Genomic DNA, 23,982 nt, shown 5'->3' with positions numbered 1-23,982 from the left:
GGCGAAATCCTATGCGTCTAACGCCCTTCTTATTGTTCTGCCAAGCTCATCAACGTCGTAAGGCTTATAGAGAACGATAGCATCGCTCGAATGAATATCGCCAAGCCGCTCCTCTTCTTTGTTATATCCTGTGGTAAAAACAACCTTAATCTCAGGACGAATCTTCTTCATAAGCCCAACTGCTTCAACACCTCCAAGCTTTGGCATCATGATGTCGGTAACAACGATGGAAACTTCATCTTTATTGGCCTTGAAAACATCAACGGCCTCTGAACCATCCGAAGCTACCAACACCCGATAGCCAATCGATTCAAGCACCTCTTTGCTTGTCTCGAGAATGTTTTTTTCATCATCGACCAGCAGGATTAGCTCACCAACCCCTCTCTCGCTTACCTCACACTGGCGAGGGGAAAGCTCAATCTCTTCTGCCTCCTGTAAGGGCAGGTATAGCAGGAACAGTGCCCCTTCACCTTCAACGCTCTCAACCTCCATACAGGCCTGGTGGGCATGCATCGCCCCACTGACCATTGAGAGGCCGAGCCCTGTCCCCTTGCCGATTTTCTTGGTTGTATAAAAGGGCTCGAGAATATGAGGCAGGTCATCCGGGCTGATACCCGTTCCATTATCTCTTATGGCGAGACAAGCGAAGTTGTCAGCGTCGACTTCAGGGTGCCTGGCAAGAAAATCGTCATCAGCAGAAAACTCACTTAATTTGATAGATATCAAGGGCCCTTCGACCGTCATCAATGCATCACAGGCGTTGTTGATGAGATTGATCAATGCCTGCTGAAGAAGGTTCGCGTCCCATTTGACTGTCATGGGGACAGCTCCAACATCCAAGTCCAGCCGGATATGTTCCGGTAGCGAAACCCGATGTACTTTTATGACCTCCTTCAGAAAGAGAGGCAAGTTGATCGGTGTTTTCTGGATCACCCCTTTACGTGCGAAAGAGAGCAGGTTTTTAATCAACTCAGCACTTTTGAACGAGAGTTTCTCAATAATATCCAGCTTCTCAATCACCTCTGGAAGCTGTGAGGCTAGTTTTTTTGCCAAATATAGGTTGCCTGTAATTCCGGCCAATGAATTATTAAATTCGTGGGCAATTCCTCCCACCAGTGTTCCAAGCGCCTCCATCTTCTGAGCCTGATAAAAGCGATTCTCAAGCTCCTCATTCTCGCTCAAATCCTGCTGAAGGCAGACAAAGCCGGTGGTTTCACTCAACTGGTTCTTGATGGGTGAAATCGTCACCATGGCCGGATAGAAACTGCCATCCTTTTTCCTGTCGATCATTTTGCCATGCCAGACCTGACCGGAAAGTATGGTATTCCACATCTTTTCATAAAAAATCGCTTGTTGCTTGCCACTCTTAAGAACCTTCGGCTTCTGCCCGACAACCTCATCACTGCTATATCCGGTAAGTTCAGAGAAGGCAGGGTTCACATATTCGATGATACCGCTGCAGTCTGTGATAAAGATGGATTCACCAGCTTGCTCGACAGCCTGAGACAGCCTTCGCAGTACGGCTTCCGCTTCCTTGGCTTTGCTGATATCCACTATCATTGCAGTCAGATAATCAATGCCACCCTGCTCTTTGCATACGCTGCGCACTGCGAAATGAGTGTGAACAACTTGGCCGCCTTTGTGAATAAACCGTAGTTCGATCGTATAGCCATCAGTCTCGCCGCTTAATAATGCGTTGATAGAATCCTCATCGAGGTTTTGATCATCAGGGCAAACCAACCCAGACCAGGGCATGTGCATCAACTCATCACGGCTGTAACCCAGCATGAGACACAGGGCATCGTTCACCTCTTGCCAGCTCCTGTCGGGGTTAACAATCGCCATGCCTACAGTAGAGCGTTCGAAATAAGAGCGGAAACGCTCCTGGCTTTCAAATTCGAGTGTTTTTAGCGCCTTTCGAAGTGCCGTTTCACGTTCAAATATTTTACGGTAAAGTCTGATACGGTTAAGCAACTGGTTCTCATCCAGTGGTTTTGTCAGGTAGTCAATTGCACCCACTTCATAGCCATGCTTGATAAACTCAGCGCTCTTGAATACCGCTGTGATAAAAATAATTGGAATATCCCTCGTGCGCCTGGTCATTTTCAAATGTTCTGCAGTTGAATAGCCATCCATCCCGGGCATTTGGACATCCAGAAGAATCAGGTCGATGGAATTCTCAATAGTGGTTGCAAGCGCAGCCTCGCCGGAGGAAGCCTGCACGATTTCACAATCATCCAGTCGCCGAAGCAGAGACTCCAGCGTAAACAGGTTATTTGGATTGTCATCTACAATCAGGATTTTGAAGGGAATATCATTGCCCCCTGTCAGATCAACCATCGATAAACCTTCTTCTCTTTGTTTTCAGCTTTAAAAAAACGATTACCATCACCCAGACTCAGTGACTCTTTATCCCCCAGAGTTAGAAAACCATCGCGATGCAGGGAACGCGAGAAGAGCTGCATCACTCGATTTTGCAGCTTATTTGAGAAATAGATAATGACATTACGGCAGAGGATAAGTTGAAATTCATTAAAGACCCCCTCATCGACCAGCGAATGGCGGAAGAAGAGCACCTTATTGCGTAATTCCGGCGCAATTTCGAAGATGTCGCCGTGCTTTTCAATATAATCCGTAAACTGCCGAGCACCTCCACTTAATCGATAATTCTCCTGATACTCATCCATCTTCTGGCACGAATAGAGGGCATTTTTTGCCTCATAGAGAATGTGTGAGTTGATATCCGTTGCGTAGATGGTGGTCTTTTGCAACAGCCCAGCTTCTTTAAGCAATATAGCCAGCGAATATGCCTCCTCTCCACTTGAGCAGCCAGCCACCCATATCTTGATATGCGGAAAGCTTTCCAGAAACGGGAATGCCTTCTGGCGCAGGTAGTCGAATTGCTCAGGAGACCTGAAGAATGTAGTCACATTGATGGAGAGTGCGCTGAACAGCTGCTCAAAGGCCTCCGGATTGGTCAAAACATCCCGCTGAAGCGTGAAGAAATCAGCAGCGCCGGATGATTTAAGCATCACCTCGATTCGCCGCTGCAGGGTGCCAGATTGATACTCGGTGAAGTCATAACCGTACTGCTCCCTGACAGCTTCTAGAAAGAAGCTGATCGTGTGCAGGTCGGGCAGGCTGTTCTTGATCACAGCACTGGAAAAAAAACTCTGAATTCCTTTCCTGCTAAGAACATGATCGTAATTGCCGCTGTTGATGCCATTTTGTGGCAGTTTCTTTGCCTCGCACTCTTCAGGGGACTCAATCAATACGGTTGCGCCTTTATCGCGTAGAACCTTCAATGCTTCCACACCATCATCGCCATAACCGCAAAGCAGGGCGACCATCAGGCTGGACTCATATTCGTGCGCCAGTGACTCAAACAACACCTGAATCGATGGGCGGGCAAAGCGGACTTTACGGTCGCGCGTCAGATAGACCTGCTGATCATGGATGCGAAGCTGATGGCCGGGAGGGGCGATATAGATGGTAGCCGGCTCAACCGGCATCATATGGTGCGGCATGAGCACGCTGTATTCGGTGCGCATTTTCAACAGTTTATCCAGAAGGTTTGGCTGATCCTCGGAGACATGTTGAACAATAAAAACAGTCAACTCAGATAATTGCAGCGATTCGATGATATGAAGAATTTTCGCAAGGCTGTCTGCCGAGCCACCTAGAGCTAGAGCCTTGAATGCTGGATGCCTTTTGTTCTCACTTATTGCCAGATCATTTCTGGAGTTGATTTTCAGTTTATTCAAATAATGAGAAAGACTCGGATGATGGGTTCGTATGCGTAATGGCTCCTCACCCGAGGAGTAAGATGCCAGCACTTTGATCAGCTTCTCCGGAAGCAGTCGGGCATCAAAGAAGTTAACTTCAGTCGCCATGCCTGCTGAGTCGTTGATGGCACTGATAAGCTCCTTCTGCTCTTCGGGTGCTGAAAGCTCGCCCATAACCAGCAGGCGCCTTTTTCCTCCACCATCATGGACAGATAGGCTCATCTCCCCTTCTCAATCCAGGCATGGCTCAGCTTAATCAGCCTTTCGTATTCGACAGGTTTGGAGAGATAGTCATTGGCACCGATCTGCAGGCATTTTTCACGATCTTCCTTCAGCGCCTTGGCAGTTAACACGATAATGGGAATGCCTTTCAATGCATCATCTGCCCTGATCTTGCTGATCGCCTCATAGCCATCCATCTCCGGCATCATGATATCCATCAGGATCAAGTCGAACTGCTCCTCCTTCAGTTTCTTAAGCGCACTATTACCATTGACTGCATCAACAACCCTCGCACCGTGTTCCTCAAGCGCCGAAGTAATCACAAAGAGGTTTCTGGCATCGTCATCGGCAACAAGGATATTACTCCCCTTGAGTACCTTCTGATCAGCATGAACAGGGTGCGGCTGGGCCGGGATGGCTGGAGCCAATTGCTGATTAGAAGTCGTGCGAAGGAAGTGTTCAATATTTTCAATCAACCGGCTTTGCGCCCCGGAAGACTTGACGATGACCGTATCTGTAAACTTGGCAATAGCTGCCTCATCATCGGCATCTGGGGCTGAGGTGGCGCCGATAACGATAGATATATCGGGCCACCGACTCCTTAACTCGGCACAGATATCCAGCATCGCTCCTTTAGAGGGGACTGCATCAACGATGGCAAGCAGCTTCTCCTCTGCACCTATCGATTCAAGGGATTCATCCGAATCACTCATATCGATGGCCTGAACGCCCATCGTTTTCGCCAACTCCAATATTTCCACATAAGAGATCGCTTCGCCTGCATAAACAAGAATAGATTTCACCCCGCTGCTGATCGTCTGAAGAATGGCATGGGCCACATCGGTGATGTCATCACTTGTGACCGGCTTCTGCAGGTACTCCAGAGCACCTTGCTTCAGCAGGGCCTCGTCTTTATCCCGGCCGGACACGATATAGACGGGAATAGTCTTGGTATGAGCGTTCTTCTTTAGGCGGGCAAGCAGGTCAACGCCATCCATGTCCGGCAGTCCAAGATCGAGGATGATGCCAGCAGGGTGGTATTTGGCGACCATCTTCAACCCCTCTTTACCGCTATGCGCAACCACCGTTTTGCAGCCATTTTGACGGTTAATGTCGATAACAGCTTCACAAAAGTCGCTGTCGTCATCGATAAGAAGAATTGGACGATCTTCATCACGGAGCTCTGCACGATCATCTCCTGCTGCCTCTGCATAATCCCGCGCATCTACGGAGGCAGGAGCCTTCGCCTGTTCCATTTTCCCGGGCAGGTGAACGGTAAATGTGCTCCCCACGCCCTCTTTACTCTCCACGCTCACCTTTCCGTTGATCAGCTCTGCAAATTTCTTGCTGATGGAGAGTCCAAGACCTGTGCCTCCGAACTCTCTGGAGATGGAGCCATCCACCTGCTGGAACTCATTGAAAATAAGCTCAAGTTTATCTTCAGGGATGCCAATGCCGGTATCGCTGACCGAAATTTTGATCGGCAGCTCTTCATCCTCGATCATTGCAGCAGTAAGGGTTACAGATCCCTTTTTGGTGAATTTCATGGCGTTGGAGAGAAGGTTGCGCAGGATCTGCAGAAGTTTGTTTTTATCGGTGTTTAGTGATCCATGCAGCCGATCGTCAACAATAAGGCTCAGCCCTTTATTTTTTGCGCTATCCTCAAACTGGCTCCTCAGCTCATCCAGCAGCTGAGTGGAGTCAAAGCTCTCCTGAATCAGTTCGAACTTACCGGCCTCCACCTTCGAGAGGTCGAGGATGTCATTGATCAGGCGCAGCAGCTCATTGCCCGAGTGGTGGATAACATTGGCCCGTTTGACATCCTCATCATCGAGATGCCCGTTCTCATTGCGCATCATCATTTTGGAGAGAAGAATGACCGAGTTGAGAGGGGTGCGCAGCTCATGCGACATATTGGCCAGGAACTCCGATTTATACTTATTGGAGAGCTCCAACTGCTCAGCCCTTAGGGTGAGTGCCTCTTTTGACTCCTGCAGCTCTTCTGTCTGCATCTGCAGTTGCTGCTGCTGCTCCTCCATCTGGGCATTGGTCTGCTGCAGCTCCTCTGTCTGTTGCTGCAGTTGCTGCTGCTGCTCCTCCATCTGGGCATTGGTCTGCTGCAGCTCCTCTGTCTGTTGCTGCAGTTGCTGCTGCTGCTCCTCCATCTGGGTGTTACTCTGCTGAAGGGCACGGCTCTTCTCTTCAGAAACCTTCAGAAGGGTCGAGATTTTACCACTCTGGATGGCCATGTAGATCAGCGATGCAATGATACTGGCTGATTCGTCAAAGAATTGCTGTTTAAGCTCGGTGAATGGCTCAAATGAGGCGAACTCAACAACGCCACACAGCCCACCCTCATAGATCAGCGGGAAGGTAAAGGTATTCAGCGGGGTCTCACTGGTGGTGCCTGTACTGATCTTTCTCTCTTTGGGGATCTCCTTGAGCAGGATCGCTTTGCGCTCACGTGCAACCTGGCCAATAGCCCCCTCTCCCAGCTTGTAGTGGGAGGAGAGGTTGGCTCGCTCGGTAAACATATAGGAGCCTAGAAGATCAAGCGTCTCCCCTTCATCTGATTCACTGTAGAGATAGATTACACCATGGCCGGCATCGACATAGCGGCCGATAAAGGAGACAGCCTTTTCCGCCAATTGCTGCAGGTTATTCTCACCTGAGAGCTCACGGGCAAGCTGTGTAAGCCCGTCGGAGAGCCACTCCCGGATCTCATTCTCCTCCCTGTTTTTCTTCAGGGTGGCAGTCATATTATTGATAGCCATGCTCAACTTGTCCTTGTCGGAGAGAACGTGAACCTGCTGTGAATAATCACCTGAGGAGATCGTGTCGACCTGTGTGGTCAGCGCCTCCAGGTTGGCTATTACGCTGTCACTCGATTTAAGCATGGCACTGATCTCATCATCCGCCCTGTAGTCTATCTCCTCACGTCGCAGTTCACCCTGACTCAGGCGCTGCATCTGGCGGGTAAGGGTTATCAACGGGCTCAGCAGGCTGTTGATGGAGAGACGGCCGGAGATAAACACGAGCAGAAGCGTCATAACAAAGATGATGGCTGATATGGTGACGAACTGGTTGAGCTGGGCCAGCACCACATCTTCATCAATCATACCTAGCAGATACCAGTAGTTGGTTTTGTCCTGGGGGTTGGGGTAGATCTTGGTAAAGCTGATAACCTTATTATCCAGCTCAATAAGACCGCTCTCCTTTCCGGAGATGGCGGCAAATATTTCGGGGTGCTCGCTGGCAAAGCTGACATGGTGACCCAGAAGGTGGCCCCATGACTTCTCCGCATCGGAGTTGTAATAATAGAAGCCATCTGCCGAGATCAGCTTGTAGTCGCCATCACTGCCTTCATCGACGCTTCTGACAAACGAGAGAATGTAATCGGCATATATATTGATCACCGCCACACCGTACTTCACATGGTTGGCACCATATACCGGACGGGCATACCTCAGCACCGGGATGTGGGGCTTCTCGATTTTGCCATACTCCCTGTTAAGGTCCAGTGACGAGGTGTAGAGCCCATCTTCTTCCATCATATAGGTTTCACTGAAGTAGGCCTCATGGTGCCTGTCCTGAAGGTTGCGCCCTTTCTCAACCTGCACTTTCCCTGCTGCCCTGTCACTACGGATACTGATGACCTCAGCCCCGTTGTTATCCAGGAACCGGATCTTGTAGAGATAATCGTAGTTACGCATAAACGCTTCGAATGCGTCTGTCGTGGAACTTTTCCAGATGGCGGCACTGCCGGGAACCTTCAGATCCTGCCAGTAGAGGTATCGTTTCAGCCCGTAATAGCTGGATATAAAGTTCATGTCATTGGCAACCAGAGACAAGAGCTCCATGGTGCTGCGGGAGACATCGTCCGTCTTCTCCACCACCTGCGCCAATGCATGCTGGCGATAGGCCTCCCTGGCTGACTGATAGCCGTAATAGCCGACAACCGCGATAGCGATCGTTACAACCAGATAGAAGAGGGTGAACATTTTCCTGCGGATAGCCAGCTTCTCAATGCCGGTTTTGCGCAATATTGCCTCACTCCATCTCATCTCAGGCTCCTATCTTAGCTGTTCGATCAAGCGCAGCTTTCTGGTCACCCAGCTTATGAGCTGCTGCACATCGGCCGGTGTCTTTCCTTCAAAACGCTCTGCAGGAGGGGCAATTGTAGTGATATCAAGGCTTGCCTTGAGCGTCTGCAGCTCGGCAAAGGCCATCCCCACCATATTGAAAACATCGGATGGCTCTACATCTTCACTCTGCTCAAATGCTGAAAAGTCGGTGCGCCCGATACCAACCTGCCCCTGCAGCCGCTGAATCTCACCCATTAGTGCAAACACGGAGGCCAGTGTATCGACAGGCTTGGCACCTTCGACCTTTGCTGGAGGGAAGGTCTGATCATCGACAAGGCGCTGGCGAAGAATGTCATCAACATCATGATCAATCTTCATGACAACAGCGAACACATGATTGGGTGAAATCGGCTCTTGATTAAGCAGTTCAATATTCAGCGATATCTGGTGAAGCTTGTTGAAAACATCAATCGGCCTTTTTCCTGAATAGCTTTTTGCGGCAGAAACCTGAGCTGAGATGCCCAGACGGGTCTTGATAATTCTAAGTTCTGTGAGGATTCTCTGGGCCTGTTCATAAACCAGCTCTGAGTCCACAGACATCTTCGGTTCCAGAGAAACTATGCTGAAACGGGAGAAGCCGTTCTTTTCCCGCAAAATCTGGACTTTGGTCAGTACAACATAGGCCTTCTCAAAAACGTGGCGCGGTTTCAACTCAGCCTTGTAGGGCTTCGGATGAATTCTTGCGGAGATCTTGAAGTGCTTGAGCAGAAGCTCCACCTCTTTCTCAATCTGAACCGCCTCTGCATAGGCCTGGGATGGGCTGATAAATACCGACATCTCCTGAGCAACAGTCGTACCTGCATACAGGAATAACAGCCCCACCAGACAAACGAGGTACTTCATCATAACTCGGAAACAGATCATCGATCACCTCCAAGCCAATTTTTCCTCTGCAGAAACCAGTAACCGAGCAGAAGCGCCACAATGGCACTAATGAGGGTGTATAACAGTCCGAAATATGTAAGCGCTGAGGCTTCCTGAATACGCCCTACTCTCAAGCGGCGCTCCACATCTTCAAAGGTGGCCAGCTCGACGCGGATCTGATCCATGATTGACTTCCCGGTACCCGCCTTCACCATGTTAATTACTTCACCCAGTTCCACCAACTTCTCATTCATCTTTTTGCGCGCATTGATCTCGGGAGTGCCTGCCATAATCTGCCATTGACTGGCATCCTGAAACAGCGCCTCAACATGAGGAATAGCCTCCTGTGATTGCCTGCGGCAATAGCTGGTTAATTGATCAAAATACTTAATAAGCATTTCGCGGCCACTGTCATATGGCTCGAGAAACTCATCCTGACCAGTGATCAGAAAACCGCGTTCGCCTGTCTCCATATCAACCATGGCCTTGGTGACCTGAAGCAGCAATAGGCGTCCTTCAGTCAGACCATCCCGTTTGAAAACCTGATCAAGCAGGTCTGCCCGAACTCGAATGCGATCTAAAATCTTCTTACCTGTGCGCTCAACCAGCATAGCCTGCAGCCTTGCCATGCTGCCGCCTGTTACATCTACCTCGCGACGCTTATTTATCTCGGGTATGGCGGCCTGTTCCTTCCATTGATTGATTAGCCGTCCAATCTTCCGGGCTTGCTCTACCTGAGGTGGATTGTCCGCCACCAACTCTGAAAGATAGCCAATGGCATTATCGATCTTGTTATCAGCCAGATTGTAGGGTTCGAGAAAACGCTCCTCACCGGTCAGCAGGAAGCCGCGCTCGGAAGTTTCCATATCGACTATCAATTTTGCAATCAAACCGGCCTGCTCTATCACCTGATCAGTATGATGAACCCACTCATTTTTTTCTTTTATGAGTATCATTGAAACCGAACTAACCAACCCAATAGCAAGAACCAGTAAAAAGGGAGCGGATGCCTTGAGCCAGGGTCTTCTTGTGTCTGGAATCATGTCGTCTTATTGACAGCCACGGTCAATAAAGGGAGGGGCACGCCATTAAGAAAAACCAAGCACCGGCAAGAACCTAAGCGAAACATTAGCACCCCCAAGACAACCAGGCCGAACCTGCCCATAGGCCATTTATGCATCTCGTGACAATACATATTAATTATAGATGAATAATCCCTCTGTTTCTACAAGGTTCTATTATCAGTCATGAGTCAGCCTTCGCTAAAGGCCAGCTTTTCTGGTTTTGTAAGCAAAGAGGGAGAGGGGGGTGGTAACTACACAGAAGCGCCATTGAATTGCATGAGTGCGGAAAACAACAATAGCGGCAACTCCTGTTCATGCTTCAAACTCCCGAATCACCCTGTCATGACAAGAGCTGCAGCCAGAAGGGCAGTGTCAGCAGCGACAGCGCAGTGGTCAGCGTCACCGCTTCGGCATAGAGAGCCACATCGAGCTTGAAACGGTCACAGATCACAAGCCCCAACACCATCGTCGGCATGGCACCCTCAATCACAACGGGGGCCAGGTATTCATCCGGCATACCGGTACCGATAGCTGCACTCCATGCAATCAGGGGCATCAGAATTAACTGAATCAATATAACCGGGAGCAGAACCGGAATTCGTGCCATCCAGCCGGACTGCCAGCGCAGTGCCATGCCGACGGAGAGCAGCATCAGGGGAACTACGGCAGCCCCCAGCGTAGATAGCGTCCCATCAAACCAGACCGGTATCGGCACCTTGGCAGCACTTAATGTGAGGCCAGCCAGTGCAGCCCAGACAGCCGGTACCCGGAAGAGGCTGACCAGCGGATGCATACCCTCGCCGGAGCCACCATAATATCGCGCCAGAATGATACCGATGGTGAACAGCAGCGGGGTTGAGGCCAGCAGGTCGAAATGAATCGCCACCACCCGGGCCCAGTCACCGAATGTTTGTGAGAGAACCGGAAGGCCCAGATAGGAGAAGTTGCCGAAGGCACTGGCCAGCAGCAGTGCGCCGACAGCGCGATTGGCCTGTCCGGGAAGGAATGCACGAACCAGCTTGCCATTGCCATAGAGCAGGAAAGCAGCCAATAGCGACAGCAACACGCTAAGCAGTGCCACGACAGGAATACGAATCGTATTCAGCCCGACAGGGAACTGCCACAGCACATGCAGTACCAGGGCAGGCAGGAAGATATGGTAGACCGATTGTGCCAGATGAGAGCGGATCGTCTCGGCGGATTTCCCGCCAAGCACCATTTTCCAGGCAACACCGGCCACAATGATAAGGGCCATTCCAAGCAGGACATTCAACATGGGGAGAGACTACACCTTGGGCCGGATCGTCACTATGCCGGAATAAGTGGGGGTATCAGACTTTGTAACGACGCTGGAGATCGCGTTTGATATCGCGCTCTTTCACATCCTGGCGCTTGTCGTGCATCTTCTTGCCACGGGCGAGTCCAATCTCGAGTTTGGCAAAGTTGCGCGCATTGAAATAGAGCTTCAGCGGCACCAGCGTCAGCCCCTTCTCCTTCAACTTGCCGAGCAGGCGCTCCAGCTCTTTCTTGTGCAGAAGCAGCTCTTTCGTCCTTGCGGGGTCTGCAGGGTTGTTCTGGTAGGCGGGCTTGTAGGGGCTGATATGGCAGCCGATCAGCAGCACCCGGCCGTTACGGATAATGCAGTGCCCCTCGGCCAGATTGGCCTGGCCGGCACGGATCGACTTCACCTCGGGGCCGGTCAGAATGATGCCCGCCTCAAAGGTTTCCAGAATATGATATTCGTGCCGAGCACGACGGTTAACAATAGCCATGGACGGGATGCTAACCCGAATTCCTCAAGTGGCCAGCAATGCTGTTGTGATCAGGGCCTAATACCCACCCCAGCGCTTCTTACGGCGAACCCGCACATAGGGCAGCAGCAGCCCGAGCAGAACACCGGCCAGGATTGCGCCGCCACCAAGCATAAACCAGCGCTGGTGGGCACTGTTGGTCAGGTCCTCGGTATTTTCGCGATACTCCTCAAGCGCCCGTTTTGCCTCAGCCGAGTCGGCCTTCAGCGACCGGTTCTCCTCAAGCATTTCGGCTGTCTCGGCAGAAGCTTTTTTCAACAGCGCAAGTTCTGCCTCAATCCTGTCCTTCTCCCCTCTCAGGTTATCCCTGTCGGATTCAGCTGCAGCCAACCTCTTTTTCAGTTCACCCAGCTGATTCAACTCCTTCTCGAACTGTGCAAGGCGATCTCTGGCTGCCGGTGTATTCATCAGATAGCGGCTGAGAATCCACCCCTCCTTGCCATCGGCTGTCCTGATATGTGCGTAGCCGTCCGCAGATTGGCCCAGCAACTCCACGGCCGTACCGCTGGAGAGCATGCGAACAATCTTGTGGCCGGTGCTCTGCCCTGCACGCATCGGCAATTTGGCCTGATCAACGATATAACGTGTTTCAGCCTCGGCCGCCCCAGCAAAGGCGACGAAAAATAGTAGTGTGATCAGAACTCTCATGAAACCCATACCCCTGAAAAATCAGCCCATTATCGCGATTCCTGTGGCAAAATCCAAGTTTTTAGGCGACCCTTTCACAACTCTCCCTGTATCCGGAGGGAAGAAGGAGGTGCCTCTTGCCTGAAGATCACAACATACCATGGTCAAATCCCGATGACAGCACCATCGCCCGCCTGCTGAGGGATGCGAAAACAGTTGCCGTCTATGGCTGCTCGCCAAAAGAGCATCGCACCAGCCATCAGATCGCGGCATTCCTGATCAAGGCGGGATACCGCGTTTACCCCGTGCATCCGAAAGCCGACTCGATCCTCGGCCAGAAAGCCTATCCGGATCTCGCCTCGATCCCTGAGCATGTCGATATCGTTAATGTCTTCCGCCGGGCTGAGTTCACCCCTCCGGTAGCCAAAGAGGCTGTTGCAATGGGTGCCGGCTGCCTCTGGTTACAGCAGGGCATTATCAATGCGGAGAGCTGGAAAATCGCGACCGATGCAGGCGTGGAGTGTGTAATGGATCGCTGCATCGCAGTGATGCACCGGCTACTGCTGAGATAGACCTTTCAGGTATTCGCGGCGAATGGTCTCCACCCTTTTCCGATTGGCATCGAAATCGGAGTGGCCAACACGGGAAGCAGAGCGCAGATGAATCACCCCCGCCTGCCGGTCAAGCCGCGCTTCGAAATCATCGATAAAACGGAAAAGCCTGGAGCTGTAGGTTGCATGCAGGTAACCATCTCTCTCCTGTTCAATCGTACCGCCAGAGTGAATAACAGCCTGCCTGAGCAGTTGCCACGCCCGCTTTTGCGAGTGGCCGCTGAAGATGGCAATGGGTTCACTTCTGTTTCGCACGTTGGCGGACAGGATGGCTTCACTGCAGAGGCAGTTCGGCTTGTCCGGGCAGGCTCGAAGCATGCCATCCTGCAGCCCTAATGTTTTCGGTGGTGACTGCGACTGGATGGCCATGGCTGCAAACGCAGTCAGCGCCAGAAGCAGAATGGTGATCACTGCAATTGCCATTTTTTTCAGTTTCGCCTCCCTTGTCGGGGTATCTGACCGTTCCCTGTGATGCCTATCATAGCCATCTACAGGCGCGCTGTGAAAAGTTTGCTATAATCGAAGCATCGTTCCAAGGAGGTCTGTATGAAAGCTGCATCCATTCGATTATTATATCTGTTTATAGCACTAAGCCTGCTCTCTTTGCCCGCCACCGCCAACGCGGCCAGCAAAGAGGAGATTAATGCCAAGGTCAGGGCAACCCTGACCACATTTTACTCACAGGTTAAATCCGGCAAGGAGCTTGCAAACAAGGCTGTCGGCATCCTCGTCTTCCCCGAGGTATTCAAGGCCGGCATCGGCATCGGCGGTGAATATGGCGAAGGTGCGTTACTTGAGGGCGGAAAAACCACCGGCTACTACAACACAGCTTCAGCCTCCATCGGCTTCCAGCTGGGGGCGCAGATGAAATCTCAGATTATCATGTTTATGACCCGGGATGCGCTCACGAGCTTTAAATCCAGCGACGGCTGGAAGGCCGGTGTCGATGGCAGCGTTGCAGTGGTCACCGTTGGAGCCGGGGGTGATGTTGACACCAACACGATCAAGGATCCGATTATCGGCTTCATCTTCTCCAACAAGGGACTGATGTTCAACCTCACCTTTGAGGGCTCCAAGATCACCAAACTCGACAAATAGCATCTCAACGACCAGATCAGGGGCCCGCCTGTGCGAGCCCCTGTTGCTTTGACAGCCAGCCGTTACAATCGGCTCATGCGAATCCTTCTTCTCTCCGCCTATGATGCGGCCAGCCATCGCCAGTGGCGACAGGGGCTTGCGAACAACCTGCCGGAACATGAATGGTGCGTATTAGCACTCCCTCCCCGCCATTTCTCATGGCGGATCCGTGGCAACGCTTTTTCCTGGGCCGGCGAACAGCGACAGATGCTGAACGAGCCATACGACCTGATCCTTGCAACATCGATGGTCGACCTTGCCACCCTGCGCGGCATCGTCCCCGGCCTTTCCACAACACCCGCCATCATCTACTTTCATGAAAACCAGTTCGCCTATCCTGAATCTGGCCATGCGCACCCGAGTGTGGAGGCACAGATCACATCCATCTACTCAGGACTCGCCGCCGACCGGCTCGTCTTCAACTCGGCATATAATCGCGACAGCTTCCTGGCCGGGGCCCTGGCGCTGATCAGGAAGATGCCGGACCACGCCCCAACCACCCTGATCGATTCACTGGCGGCAAAGAGTCTGGTGCTGCCGGTGCCGCTGGATGAGGCATGTTTTGCCCGCCGTGAAAGAAATAAAGAGGGGCCGACGACCCTGTTATGGAACCACCGCTGGGAGTATGACAAGGGGCCTGAACGGCTTCTCCTGCTGATGCAGAAGCTGGAAACAGCAGGCCTGGACTACCGCATCCACATTATCGGCCAGCAGTTCAGAGCTATGCCTGAGAGTTTCGATGCCATGCGCATGCAGTTTTCGCACCGCATAGGCAAATGGGGCTATATCGAGGATCGAGCGGCTTATCTACATATTCTCCGCAGCAGTGACATCGCAATCTCGACTGCCCTGCACGACTTTCAGGGCATTGCCATACTGGAGGCAGTTGCCTGCGGCTGCACTCCTGTCGCCCCCAGGCGGCTTGCTTATCCGGAATTTATTCACGCGGGTTATCTGGCCGAATCATGCGCAGATGACGCCGACAGGGAGGCTGCAGCGATGGCGGATAGAATCATCGCCCTTTCAAAACATACGGAACCGGCAGCCATTGATATCTCGAAACTGGCATGGCGCCACATGAAGCAGCGCTATCGGGCGCTTCTCGCCTCTGCATCGACCTGAATCAAGACATCAGAGAGATGCCTGTGAAGTGAGCATGCATCATCATCAGGGCGACATAGATAATTGAACTCACCACCAGCGCAATGCCATCCTGCATCAAGGCCATCTTGCGGCCAGAAGGCCTTGCTCCACGCCGGTTTGCAGAGGCCATGGCAAACAGGGAGTAAATCAGGAACGAACCGAACAGCAGAAGCGACGCGGCATCGCCGTTGGCAAACAGGTGGCCCGTTGCCCAGAAGGTGATGCCCCAGAGCATCGGGTGGGCGGTGATTCGTCTCAGACTCGTCTCCAGCTTGAAAGAGACCAGGGCAACAAGTGCGAGAAGCATCATCAGCCCGGTGACATGCATACCCCACGAAGGCGGTTCATACACCTCTATGAAATCAGCATCTCCCTTGCCGAGCACGATCAGCACAAGGCCCGCCAGCGAAGCCAGTGCAAAGATGCCCTTATAGCCGTTGTCGCCAAACTTCCCGACAAGAGAGGAGCGCAGTGACCCCATCGCCGGTATCAGGTGGATGGCAAAAAAGATGACCAGTCCGACAATTAACAGTTCCATATAAACATCTCCCCTTCGCTTGAATTTATCTGCTCCGAAACGTTATGGTTCCTGCGTTAAGAATATATGAAAAGAGGAGACATAACAGAGCAAATGCGCATATACATCCGTTCTCTGCTGTTTCTTCTGCTGTCCACGCTTGCCGCCTGCTCGCTGGAGAGCGGGGCACCCGTCTTAACGCAGACTCAGCTACTGGATGCCATCAATAGCGGAGAGAAAATTCTCATCCTCGACGTCCGTACGCCAGAGGAATATGCGCAAGGATATATTCCCGGAGCCAGGCACATTGACCACCGCGAAATCGATGGGCGACTGCATGAGATTGCCGGTTACAGACAGCATCCGGTTGTGGTTTACTGCCTCTCCGGCATGCGGGCATCCATGGTGGAATCAGCCCTGCTGGAAAATGGATTCGAGCGCGTATTCCATCTGCAGGGCGACTGGTCGGCATGGAAGACAAACAACCTTCCGGTCGCAATACCGGAGCCTCAGACGGGTCAACTGTGAGTACTCATCCGCACCAATTTAGATTATAGTTCCGGCCTTTATTGCTGGACTAATATTTTCTGACTGAGAGAAGCAGCCCATGAGTTCTAAGAAATACATGACAGGTAGCCTTGACCTGACCAAACACGATACCGGCACCGGCGCCCACCGCTCCCGCAAGCCGGTATATATGGATTTCCTGCCGCCATGTAATCATGCATGTCCTGCCGGCGAAGATATTCAGGCATGGCTGGCTCTTGCACAGGCCGGCGAATATGAGGCTGCCTGGCAAAAGCTTCTGGAGAACAACCCGTTTCCTGCGATCCATGGTCGCGTCTGTTACCACCCATGCGAAACCGCGTGCAACCGCAACTACACAGATGACACGGTAAGCATCCATGCCGTCGAGCGCTTCCTCGGCGATCTGGCAATGGAGAAGGGGTGGAAGCCCGAGTTTACGCCGAAACCAGGGGGTAAACGCGTTCTGATTGTCGGCGCAGGCCCTTCCGGCCTCTCGGCTGCCTACCATCTGATTCGGCTGGGCCATGAAGTGGAGATCCGTGAAGCGGGCCCGGTGGCCGGCGGCATGATCCATTTCGGCATTCCCGCCTACCGTATGCCGCGTAAAGAGCTCAACCAGGAGATTCAGCGCGTTGTCGACATGGGCGCCAAGATCGTTCTCGACTGTCGGGTCGAGGATATCGAGAAGGCAAAAGCTGAAGGTGGCTTCGATGCGGTATTTATCGCAGTCGGTGCACATCTGAGCAAGAACATTGAGATCCCCAGCCGCGATGCACGTAAGATGATGGATGCGGTGAGCTTCCTGAAGAGTGTTGAAAACGGCGAAGACCTGCAGCTGGGCCGCCGCGTTGCCATCTACGGCGGCGGCAACACCGCCATGGATGCAGCCCGTACCGCCAAGCGCCTGGGTGCCGAAGAGGCCGTAATTATCTACCGCCGCGACCGCGCCAGCATGCCTGCCCACGATTTCGAGGCGGATGAGGCGATTGAAGAGGGCGTGAAGATCAACTGGCTGCGCACCATCAAGGAGATCGACTGCACCACCATGACCGTTGAGGTGATGGAGCTGGATGCGGATGGCCGGCCGCAACCAACCGGCAGGACTGAAACACTTGAAACCGACGCACTGATCATGGCCGTTGGCCAGGATACCGATACCGGCTTCCTGAAAAAGGTGGAAGGCATTGAGTTCAACTGGGACGGCACAGTGATTGTCGGCCCGAACATGATGACCGGCGCGGACGGCGTATTTGCCGGCGGCGACATGGTGCCGAGCGAGCGTTCCGTGACCATTGCAACAGGCCACGGCAAGAAGGCAGCCCGCTATATCGATGCATGGCTGCGCGGTGAGAGCTACCAGCCGGCAGCCAAGCACCCGATCGTCGAACACGACAAGTTACAGCTCTGGTACAGCACTGAAGCGCCGAAACGCAAACAGGGCGAGCTGTCGCCTGAAGCACGGCTTGGTGGCTTCGAGGAGATCCTGCAGGGCTACTCGGAAAAAGAGGCGCTGTTTGAGGCCAAGCGCTGCCTCTCCTGCGGCAACTGTTTCGAGTGCGACGGCTGCTATGGCTCCTGCCCGGAAGATGCGATCATCAAGCTGGGCAAAGGCAAACGTTATCTATACGACTACGACAAGTGCACCGGTTGCGCCGCATGTTTTGAGCAGTGCCCGTGCCACGCTATCGAAATGGTCAAGGAATAAGGACGATCCCACATGACAGAGAAGAACAAAGCCAAACAGGTTACCTTTGACGGCGGCAGTGGTGTCGCCCATATCGCCTACCGAGTAAGCGAAGTCTGCTCGATCTATCCGATCACGCCATCCTCTGACATGGCCGAACAGTGCGACCAGTGGTCTGCCCAGGGAAAGAAGAACATCTGGGGCCAGGTCCCCGATGTGATTGAGATGCAGTCCGAAGGCGGTGCAGCAGGCACCGCTCACGGCGCACTGCAGACCGGCGCACTGACCACAACGTTCACCGCATCACAGGGACTGCTGTTGATGATCCCCAACATGTACAAGATTGCCGGCGAGCTGACATCAACAGTCTTCCATGTGGCCGCACGTTCGCTGGCCACACAGGCACTCTCCATCTTCGGTGACCATCAGGATGTGATGGCTGCCCGCTCCACCGGTTTTGCCATGCTCTCGTCAGCATCGGTTCAGGAAGCGCACGATGCCGCCCTGATTTCACATGCCGCCACCCTTAAGGCACGCATTCCGTTCATGAACTTCTTCGACGGCTTCCGCACCTCCCACGAAATCAACAAGATCAGCCTGATCTCCGATGAACAGATCAGGATGATGATCGACGATGAACTGGTTTACGCGCATCGCCGTCGCGCCCTTGATCCTGACAACCCGTTTATCCGCGGCACCGCACAAAACCCGGATGTATACTTTCAGGGCCGCGAGAGCGCCAACCAGTTCTACAATGCAGTCCCCGGCATCGTGCAGGAGACCATGGACAAGTTTGCCGATCTGACCGGTCGTCAATATCATCTTTTCGACTATTTCGGCGCCGATGATGCCGAGCATGTGGTCATTATCATGGGCTCCGGAACCGAGACGGTTGAAGAGACCATCAAAGTTCTTAATGCACAGGGAGCAAAACTTGGCGTGATCAATGTGCGCCTATACCGCCCCTTCTCCCGCAAGCACCTGATTGCAGCGCTGCCTGCATCCGTGAAGAAGATTGCAGTGCTCGATCGCACCAAGGAGCTGGGAGCCTGCGGCGAGCCACTCTATCAGGATGTGATGGCATCACTTTCCGAGTCGGTGATGATTGGTGAACTGGCGGCACTGCCACGCGTAATCGGCGGCCGATACGGCCTCTCCTCCAAAGAGTTCACCCCAGCCATGGTTAAGGGTGTTTTCGAAGAGCTGGCGAAGGATAATCCGAAAAACAGCTTTACTGTCGGCATCAATGATGACGTTACCCATACCAGCATCACCTATGACAAGCGCTTCAATATCGAGCCAAAGCATGTCACCCGCGCCCTTTTCTACGGCCTGGGCTCTGACGGCACCGTTTCGGCGAACAAGAACAGCATCAAGATTATCGGTGAGAACACCGATCTGAACTGCCAGGGTTATTTTGTTTATGACTCCAAGAAGGCGGGTTCACAGACCGTATCGCACCTGCGTTTCGGTTCCGACCCGATTCGCGCCCCCTATCTTGTTGATTCGGCCAACTTTATCGCCTGCCACAAATCCACCTTTATTTCACAGGTTGAGATGCTCGACAAGGCGGCAGAAAACGCCGTATTCCTGCTCAACAGCCCTACACCTGCCAACCAGGTATGGGATGAACTGCCGAAACAGGTCCAGCAGGCGATCATCGATAAAAACATCGACTTCTATGTGATCGATGCCTCGACCGTTGCCCGCGATGCAGGCATGGGACGTCGCATCAACACCATCATGCAAACCTGCTTCTTCGCCCTCTCCGGCGTGCTGCCGCGTGACGAGGCGATTGCACAGATCAAGGTTGCCATTGAAAAGACCTATGCCCGTAAAGGCATGGATGTCGTTCAGCAGAACTTCAAGGCAGTGGATGCAGCCCTCGACCATCTTCACAAGGTGGAGGTCTCTGCAGTAGTCAGCAGCCACCGTGACATGGATTTGATGGTGCCGGTTCAGGCTCCGGAGTTTGTCCAGAATGTGATCGCACCCATGCTGGCCGGCAAGGGTGATGATCTGCCTGTTTCCATGATTCCGGTTGATGGCACCTACCCTTCTGGCTCGGCACAGTGGGAAAAACGCAACGTTTCCGATTTCGTACCGAAATGGGAACCGGATGTGTGTATTCAGTGCGGCAATTGCAGTTTTGTCTGCCCGCACAGTGTCATCCGTGCCAAGTTCTACCATGAAGATCACCTGGAGAGGGCACATGACGGGTTCCCGTCCGCACCGGTATCGGCTCGCGGCTTCCCGGAAACACGCTACACGCTGGAAATCTACCAGGAAGATTGTACCGGCTGCGAAATGTGCGTGCATGCTTGCCCGGCATTCGACCTGACTGATGAAACGAAGACAAAGAAGGCGATCAACATGACGGCCAAAGCGCCGCTTATGGAACAGGGGCGCAAGGATGTGGAGTTCTTCGAAAGCATCCCTTACAACGATCGCGCTACGATCGACTACTCTTCTGTTCGCGGCGCCCAGTTCCTTGAGCCTCTGTTCGAGTTTTCGGGTGCATGCTCAGGCTGTGGTGAAACACCGTATGTACGCCTGCTGACCCAGCTCTTCGGTCCGCGGCTGCTGGTTGCCAATGCCACCGGCTGCTCCTCTATCTACGGCGGCAATCTGCCTGCAACACCCTGGACATCGAACAAGGATGGCAGGGGACCAGCATGGTCGAACTCGCTGTTCGAGGATAATGCAGAATTCGGTCTCGGCATGCGTATTGCCGCCGACCACCATGCCCATATGGCCAAGCAGCAGGTGGAGGCATTGAGCGAATTCCTTGATCCGCACTTTATGGATGAACTTCTTAATGCCGACCAGTCAATCGGCTATGAAGTTACCAAACAGCGCGAACGTGTTGAGAAGCTGAAGCTGGTACTCGAAGGCATCGACGACCCGCGTGCCAAGAACCTGCTGACGGTGGTTAACCATCTGGTTCGCCGCAGCGTCTGGCTGATCGGTGGCGACGGCTGGGCCTACGATATCGGCTCAGCGGGCCTCGACCACGCGCTTGCATCTGGCCGCAATATCAACGTACTGGTGCTCGATACCGAGGTCTATTCCAACACCGGTGGCCAGGCCTCCAAGTCGACGCCGATCGGTGCAACCGCGAAGTTCGCATCGGCTGGTAAGCCGGTTGGCAAGAAGGATCTGGCACTGCAGGCAATCTCCTACGGCAATGTCTACGTTGCGCGAGTAGCCATGGGTGCCAACCCTCAGCAGACACTGCTGGCGATGCGTGAAGCGGAAGATTATCCGGGCCCGTCCATCATCCTTGCCTACAGCCACTGCATTGCTCACGGCATCGACATGACACAGGGACTGCATCAGCAGGATATGGCTGTGGCTTCCGGCTACTGGCCGCTGATCCGCTACAACCCGATGCTGCGCCAGGCCGGCAAGAAGCCTTTCGTACTCGATTCCCCTACGCCAACAATGAAGGTGCGGGATTACGCATACACCGAGATGCGCTACAAGCTTTTGCAGCGCAATCATCCGGAGGAGGCGGAGCGCCTGATGAATCTGGCTCAGGAGTCAGCCGATCTGCGTTGGGCAACCTACGAGCATATGGCTGAACAGGATCCTTCGGAGTTCCAGCCGATGAAGTAACAGCGCCTCCCCGGTTTTCCGGGGAGATGCCTGTTGCATCAGCCTTCTAGTGTCAACTGACAGGAGAGCAAGTTATGGACTATGACATCCTGATCGTCGGTTCCGGTCCTGCCGGACAGCATGCCGCGTGGCAGGCTGCACGCATGGGCAAAAAAGCGGCTATTGTGGAGCGTAAGCCGAGCATCGGAGGCGCAGGCCTGCAGACCGGCACAATTCCATCCAAGGCACTTCGCGAAGCAGCCTACCTCGCATCGCGTGCCAGCGACCACGGCATGCGCATCGCCTCCGGTGCACTCTCGACAACCCGCTACGGCCTGCTTGCCGATGCTGTTCGCCGAAAGGAGATGGTCATTGCACAGCAGGAGTCGGTGATCGTTAAAAGGCTGCTTAAATCCGGGGTATCGGTCATCCCGGGCGAGGCCTCTTTCTTCGATGAGCACACCCTTGAAATCATTGACGCCAAAGGCAGGTCCAAAACCCTTTCAGCCGAGGTGATCGTACTGGCCACCGGCTCCAGGCCGCGCCGTCCATCGCACATCCCGTTCGACAAGAAAACCGTGCTCGACTCAACCTCGATTCTTAATCTCAAAAAACTGCCGAAAAGCCTGCTGGTGGTCGGCGGCGGCGTTATTGCCTGTGAATTTGTTTCGATCTTTGCCGCTCTGGGCGTAGAGGTCACGATTGTCGATTCTCACGAACAGCTGCTCTCCTACCTCAGCGAGGATGTTGTCGGTGTGCTGGCCGAATCATTTGAGAATATGGGTGTGCAACTTCATATGAAAGAGCGGGTGGCTGCCATCAGCTGCGAAGAGGGGCGCACCCTTACACTTCTGGAATCAGGAAAGAAGCTCTACTCCGAAGCAGTACTTTACGCACTGGGCCGGGAACCGAACTCCCAGAACCTGAATACCCCCAAGATCGGCATCGAACTGGATAACGGCTGGATTGCCGTTAATGAGGATTTCCAGACCAGTATTCCCCACATCTATGCCGTTGGCGACCTGATTGGCAGGCCCGCGCTGGCCTCCACCGGCATGGAGCAGGGGCGCGCTTGTGTGCTGCATGCCTTTGCGGGAAAGACACACGCCATGCCAGAGCACCTGCCGATGGCAATCTATGCCATCCCGGAACTCTCCTGGGTCGGCAAAACCGAGAAAGAGGCCAAGAAAGAGGGGCTCAATTACGTGGTCGGACGCGGCTACTTCAAAGAGAGCGCCCGCGGCCAGATCAGTGGCGATACCATCGGATTGGTAAAACTGATTGTCGATGCCGAATCGCACAAGCTGATCGGTGTCCATATTGCCGGCGAGCATGCCAGTGAACTGATCCATACCGGCCAGTTACTGATGCATTTTGGCGGAACGGTGCATGACCTGGCAGCCAATGTATTCAACTACCCGACACTTGCCGAGTGTTACAAACTTGCGGCTCACGACTGTCTGGAAAACCTGAACAGCTGACATCCGCTGCCAGCAAGGGGCTGCAACTCCGAAAATAAGGGTGTATAGTGGTGCTTCTATGGAAGACACCATGCACAGACCCGCTGCATGGACAATGTTCACTGCGGCCCTTCTGCTTGCCCTCTCCGGCAACATCCAGCATTCACAGGCTGAAGACGCCGCTTCAAAACCGTATCCCGAAACCCTGGCGGTGATGCAGATGCTCTATGGCATCGAGACTCGCGCAGAGTACCGCTTCAACCTTTTTTCAGAACGCGCCAAAGAGGATGGCTATGGGAGAACCGCCCATCTCTTTAAGGCCATCTCCCTCTCCGAGAGTATCCACGCGGCGCATTTCAAAGCGCTGATCGAAGAGCTGGGTGGCACAGTTGCCATGGTTGATTTCTCTTCGATTAAGGCTGAAAGCACGAAAGAGAACCTTGAATACGCTGCGACAACAGAGCTTGCCGAAATCAACAACCAGTATCCCAGATACATCGATCGCATTAACCCGGAAAATCATCAGCAAGCGATGGAATATGTTCGCTTTGCATGGGAGGCGGAGAAACATCACCGCGCCCTGATCGTGAAAGTCCATAGCGGCGCCGATCTCTTTTTCGACAAGCTCTTATCCAGCATGGATGCAACCAGCTCGCGTTATTACGTCAACCGGAACTGCGGCACTACCGTCAGCAAACTGCCGCCGGATGCGTGTCCTGTCTGTCACCTTCCCATTAATAGCTATGTCGAGGTAGCCCGCCCCTGATCTGCACGACCTGTAAATAAA

18 protein-coding genes are annotated in these 23,982 nt (G+C 53.3%); 8 read left to right on the top strand and 10 right to left on the bottom strand.

What is annotated here, in order from left to right; translation table 11 throughout:
- Positions 1 to 9 precede the first annotated feature (9 nt).
- From Ga0123462_RS01035 to Ga0123462_RS01000, 8 genes are all read right to left on the bottom strand, one after another.
- A complete protein-coding gene (locus tag Ga0123462_RS01035) occupies positions 10 to 2,340 on the bottom strand; it encodes an ATP-binding response regulator (RefSeq protein WP_100264600.1) in 2,331 nt (776 codons plus the stop codon).
- Positions 2,328 to 4,007 carry a CheR family methyltransferase gene (locus Ga0123462_RS01030; RefSeq protein WP_100264599.1) on the bottom strand — a complete coding sequence of 560 codons (1,680 nt, stop codon included), beginning with the start codon at positions 4,005 to 4,007 and terminating at the stop codon, positions 2,328 to 2,330. Before Ga0123462_RS01030 ends, Ga0123462_RS01035 begins: the two co-directional genes overlap by 13 nt.
- Positions 4,004 to 8,071 (bottom strand): response regulator, encoded by a 4,068-nt coding sequence (locus Ga0123462_RS01025; protein ID WP_100264598.1) that lies wholly within the window; start codon positions 8,069 to 8,071, stop codon positions 4,004 to 4,006. The genes Ga0123462_RS01030 and Ga0123462_RS01025 overlap by 4 nt, the downstream gene beginning before the upstream one ends.
- Before the next feature lie 9 nt (positions 8,072 to 8,080).
- Positions 8,081 to 9,016 carry a hypothetical protein gene (locus Ga0123462_RS01020; protein WP_100264597.1) on the bottom strand — a complete coding sequence of 312 codons (936 nt, stop codon included), beginning with the start codon at positions 9,014 to 9,016 and terminating at the stop codon, positions 8,081 to 8,083.
- Positions 9,013 to 9,972, bottom strand: coding sequence for a CHASE3 domain-containing protein (locus Ga0123462_RS01015; protein ID WP_257790528.1), 960 nt, complete (start codon positions 9,970 to 9,972; stop codon positions 9,013 to 9,015). Before Ga0123462_RS01015 ends, Ga0123462_RS01020 begins: the two co-directional genes overlap by 4 nt.
- 448 nt (positions 9,973 to 10,420) lie before the next feature.
- Entirely contained in the window at positions 10,421 to 11,356 is a 936-nt protein-coding gene (locus tag Ga0123462_RS01010; protein ID WP_100264595.1) for an AEC family transporter, read from the bottom strand.
- Between the two features lie 55 nt (positions 11,357 to 11,411).
- Complete coding sequence (gene smpB / locus Ga0123462_RS01005) at positions 11,412 to 11,852, bottom strand: SsrA-binding protein SmpB (RefSeq protein ID WP_100264594.1); 441 nt, start codon at positions 11,850 to 11,852, stop codon at positions 11,412 to 11,414.
- A 57-nt stretch (positions 11,853 to 11,909) separates the two neighbouring features.
- Complete coding sequence (locus Ga0123462_RS01000; protein ID WP_100266412.1) at positions 11,910 to 12,539, bottom strand: TIGR04211 family SH3 domain-containing protein; 630 nt, start codon at positions 12,537 to 12,539, stop codon at positions 11,910 to 11,912.
- A gap of 116 nt (positions 12,540 to 12,655) precedes the next feature.
- Here Ga0123462_RS01000 and Ga0123462_RS00995 point away from each other — a divergent pair, with 116 nt between their 5' ends.
- Positions 12,656 to 13,090, top strand: coding sequence for a CoA-binding protein (locus Ga0123462_RS00995; protein ID WP_232726484.1), 435 nt, complete (start codon positions 12,656 to 12,658; stop codon positions 13,088 to 13,090).
- On the opposite strand, the gene Ga0123462_RS00990 is transcribed toward Ga0123462_RS00995, so the two are convergent.
- Positions 13,076 to 13,552: a DUF1499 domain-containing protein gene (locus Ga0123462_RS00990; RefSeq protein WP_100264593.1), complete on the bottom strand. Its 477-nt coding sequence runs from the start codon at positions 13,550 to 13,552 to the stop codon at positions 13,076 to 13,078. The genes Ga0123462_RS00995 and Ga0123462_RS00990 overlap by 15 nt on opposite strands.
- A gap of 123 nt (positions 13,553 to 13,675) precedes the next feature.
- Here Ga0123462_RS00990 and Ga0123462_RS00985 point away from each other — a divergent pair, with 123 nt between their 5' ends.
- Positions 13,676 to 14,227, top strand: a complete 552-nt coding sequence (locus tag Ga0123462_RS00985; protein ID WP_100264592.1) for a BPSL1445 family SYLF domain-containing lipoprotein — start codon at positions 13,676 to 13,678, stop codon at positions 14,225 to 14,227.
- 75 nt (positions 14,228 to 14,302) lie between these two features.
- Entirely contained in the window at positions 14,303 to 15,388 is a 1,086-nt protein-coding gene (locus Ga0123462_RS00980; protein WP_100266410.1) for a tRNA-queuosine alpha-mannosyltransferase domain-containing protein, read from the top strand.
- A gap of 1 nt (position 15,389) precedes the next feature.
- Here the strand turns inward: Ga0123462_RS00980 and Ga0123462_RS00975 are convergent, their stop codons facing one another.
- Entirely contained in the window at positions 15,390 to 15,947 is a 558-nt protein-coding gene (locus tag Ga0123462_RS00975; protein WP_100264591.1) for an NnrU family protein, read from the bottom strand.
- Positions 15,948 to 16,040: 93 nt separating this feature from the next.
- On the opposite strand from Ga0123462_RS00975, the gene Ga0123462_RS00970 reads away from it, so the two are divergent.
- The 5 genes from Ga0123462_RS00970 (at position 16,041) to Ga0123462_RS00950 (ending at position 23,961) form a co-directional block, all read left to right on the top strand.
- The gene (locus Ga0123462_RS00970; protein ID WP_157821229.1) at positions 16,041 to 16,454 is read left to right on the top strand and encodes a rhodanese-like domain-containing protein; all 414 of its coding nucleotides are present in this window, start codon (positions 16,041 to 16,043) and stop codon (positions 16,452 to 16,454) included.
- Positions 16,455 to 16,533: 79 nt separating this feature from the next.
- The gene (locus Ga0123462_RS00965) at positions 16,534 to 18,159 is read left to right on the top strand and encodes an NAD(P)-binding protein (protein ID WP_100264589.1); all 1,626 of its coding nucleotides are present in this window, start codon (positions 16,534 to 16,536) and stop codon (positions 18,157 to 18,159) included.
- 12 nt (positions 18,160 to 18,171) lie between these two features.
- Positions 18,172 to 21,756 (top strand): pyruvate:ferredoxin (flavodoxin) oxidoreductase, encoded by a 3,585-nt coding sequence (gene nifJ / locus Ga0123462_RS00960; RefSeq protein ID WP_100264588.1) that lies wholly within the window; start codon positions 18,172 to 18,174, stop codon positions 21,754 to 21,756.
- Between the two features lie 74 nt (positions 21,757 to 21,830).
- Entirely contained in the window at positions 21,831 to 23,216 is a 1,386-nt protein-coding gene (gene sthA, locus Ga0123462_RS00955; protein WP_100264587.1) for a Si-specific NAD(P)(+) transhydrogenase, read from the top strand.
- Positions 23,217 to 23,286: 70 nt separating this feature from the next.
- Entirely contained in the window at positions 23,287 to 23,961 is a 675-nt protein-coding gene (locus Ga0123462_RS00950; RefSeq protein WP_157821228.1) for a rubrerythrin family protein, read from the top strand.
- Positions 23,962 to 23,982 lie beyond the last annotated feature (21 nt).

It is taken from the genome of Mariprofundus ferrinatatus, assembly GCF_002795825.1.
Taxonomy (GTDB): domain Bacteria; phylum Pseudomonadota; class Zetaproteobacteria; order Mariprofundales; family Mariprofundaceae; genus Mariprofundus; species Mariprofundus ferrinatatus.
The sequence above is the reverse complement of the archived record's forward strand: the minus strand, read 5'-3'. Positions and strand labels throughout refer to the sequence as shown.